A 1,684-nucleotide genomic window follows, 5' to 3' on the forward strand; every position below is an offset into this window, starting at 1 on the left:
GCCCAGCTGCGGCGCAGCTTCTCCCGCATGCTTGGCCTGAATACCTTCACCGATGGCCTGCAGCTTCCATTCACCGTTCACGCGATACACCTTTGCCATCACCATTCCGGTGAAGGCCATGCCGCCCTGGAGCGTGTATCGAGCGAGCTCGGAGTTGGTGGTGCTGTCCACGAGGCGGCAGAAAGCGTTGGAGACCTGCTCGAACGTGTGTCCGCGGTACGAGGTCACGGTGAAGATCACGGTGGTCACGTGAGCCGGGACGCGCTGCAGATCGACGAGCATGACCTCGTCGTCACCATCTCCGTCGCCTGTCAGGTTGTCACCCATGTGACGGACCGAGCCGTCCTTGGACGTCAGCTGACCGTAGTAACAGACGTCGACGAGGTTGCCGTCGGCGTACAGGAGAGCCGAAGCGTCGAGGTCGACGTCGGCGGTACGGCTGCCGAACAGGCCGCTCTTCTTGATCGGGTCCCAGCCGAGCCCCATCTGGATCATGGTGAGCGCGACGCCACCTTCCTTGCGGAGGGTGACCTTCTGGCCCTTGGTCAGGCTGACAGGACGTCCCTTGACCAGGCTCACCTCGGGCTGCTGGGCCGGCGGCTGGTTCTGCACGGGAGGCGCCGGGGGCGCCTGGTTGTACGTCGGCTGCTGGTTGTACGCAGGCTGTTGGTTGTAGGCAGGCTGCTGCGCCGGCGGGTAGGCCGGCGGCGTCGGGCCCTGGTTGTAGGCGGGCGGCTGGTTGTACGCGGGCGGGGCCGGCGGAACCGGCGGAGCGTTGTACGAAGGCTGCTGCTGCGGCGGCTGGTTGTATGCCGGCGGTGTAGGAGCGACGGACGACGGCGGGGCGATCGGAGCCGGAGCCGCGACCGGAGTGGGCGGCGGCGGCGCGGGAGCATCGTCGACGGACACACCGTGATCGGTGACCAGCGCGGCAAATCCACCGGCGTAACCCTGGCCGACGGCGCGCACCTTCCACGCACCCTGGCGTCGGTACACCTCGAGCGCGATGACGATGGACTCGGCGGTGAGGCCGTCGATCACGTACTCGTACAACACGTTCCCGGCCGCATCGGAGACCCGAGCGGTCGGTGCAGCAGTGCGCCCGAAGTTCGACGAAGCGTCGTCGAGCGTGATGACGGCGCGGACTTGCTCGATGTCTGCCGGGACGCCGGCGAGCGAGACTCGGAGTGAGGCAATGCCACCCGGGTTGGGCACCAATTGCACGCCGGGTCCGGTCGGCTGGTTGAAGAAGACGAAGTCGGCGTCGGAACGAACTTTTCCGTTGCTCGTCACGAGGAGTGCAGACAGGTCAGCGGCTGCAGCCAACTGAACCGACACAACTACATCCGAGACGTCCAGCGGGCCGTTCTGCCCTTTGGCAAGCGATACAGACAACTAAATCCCCTTCATAGAGAGCGTGTATTACCCGAGCGCGGAAGAGAACCACCGCAATATCTCCGCGCTCGCTGCGATACCGGACCTTTCTGTCACAGTAACGGTCGGCCGTTGCCAATTCAGTTCTTCCAGCTCACCGTGCCTCGGCCGGATCGCGAAATCGGAGTATTCGAGCATGTCCGCATCCAACGCACCGTCACCAGCCGAGATCACCACGGCGGACTGATCCAGATCACCCGACTCGACCAATCTGCGGCGCACCTCTGCCAGTGCGCGTGACTTCGAGACC

1 protein-coding gene and 1 pseudogene are annotated in these 1,684 nt (G+C 65.0%); both read right to left on the minus strand.

From position 1 onward, the window contains the following. On the minus strand, window positions 1-1,395 hold a 1,395-nt coding region (locus tag ABT116_RS44605; RefSeq protein ID WP_351646645.1), incomplete at its 3' end, for a TerD family protein. Window positions 1,396-1,422: 27 nt separating this feature from the next. Then, window positions 1,423-1,684 (minus strand): annotated as a pseudogene (locus ABT116_RS44610) (HAD family hydrolase); the annotation flags it as partial.

The organism is Streptomyces sp. NPDC002130 (genome assembly GCF_040296465.1).
Lineage (GTDB): Bacteria > Actinomycetota > Actinomycetes > Streptomycetales > Streptomycetaceae > Streptomyces.